Source organism: Cuspidothrix issatschenkoi CHARLIE-1 (assembly GCF_002934005.1).
Taxonomy (GTDB): Bacteria; Cyanobacteriota; Cyanobacteriia; order Cyanobacteriales; family Nostocaceae; genus Cuspidothrix; species Cuspidothrix issatschenkoi.
In genome coordinates this window covers 1-507 of record NZ_PGEM01000219.1, presented here as the reverse complement: position 1 = coordinate 507, position 507 = coordinate 1, and the positions used below count along the sequence as shown (strand labels likewise).

The window sequence follows — 507 nt, the reverse complement described above, 5'->3', positions numbered from 1 at the left end:
GAATCATTCATCAGCAAGTCTTTTCATCATTGTTCAAGAATGACTCCAAAACTCTAATTTGTTATGAATTCTATACTTTCTATCCTGAATCATTACAAACAAATTTATTTAACCTTGCATTAATTTATGAATATTTGCCTCCCAATTTGCACCATCAAAAGGCAGAATTTCAAAATTACCAATCACATTTCCATCTAAACACCGCACATTCACATCAATACAATCTGGATGACTACGGGGAATATAAAAAGAATGAATTCCACAAATACTGCAAAATTTATGTTGTGCTACTCTCGTATTAAATGTGTAAGTTTTTAATACATCTTCTCCTTGTAATAAAGTAAACTGTTCTTGAGAAACAATTAAATGTAAAAATCCTTTCTTAGCACAAATTGAACAATTGCAATCATTAACTTTGTGATTATTAACTACTACTTCAAACCTTACCGCACCACAGTGACAACCACCTTGATAAGTAACAGGTTGATTCATCTAAACCTCCAGGAG

General features: G+C 31.6%; 1 protein-coding gene. It reads right to left on the bottom strand.

The genetic code is table 11. The annotated features are described in order from the left end of the window. Positions 1 to 108: 108 nt before the first annotated feature. Entirely contained in the window at positions 109 to 492 is a 384-nt protein-coding gene (locus CUN59_RS20575; protein WP_104389554.1) for a GFA family protein, read from the bottom strand. Positions 493 to 507 lie beyond the last annotated feature (15 nt).

Coding starts and splice junctions, on each gene's coding strand:
- CUN59_RS20575 (WP_104389554.1), bottom strand. CDS start 492: ATGAATCAACCTGTTACTTATCAAGGTGGTTGTCACTGTGGTGCGGTA.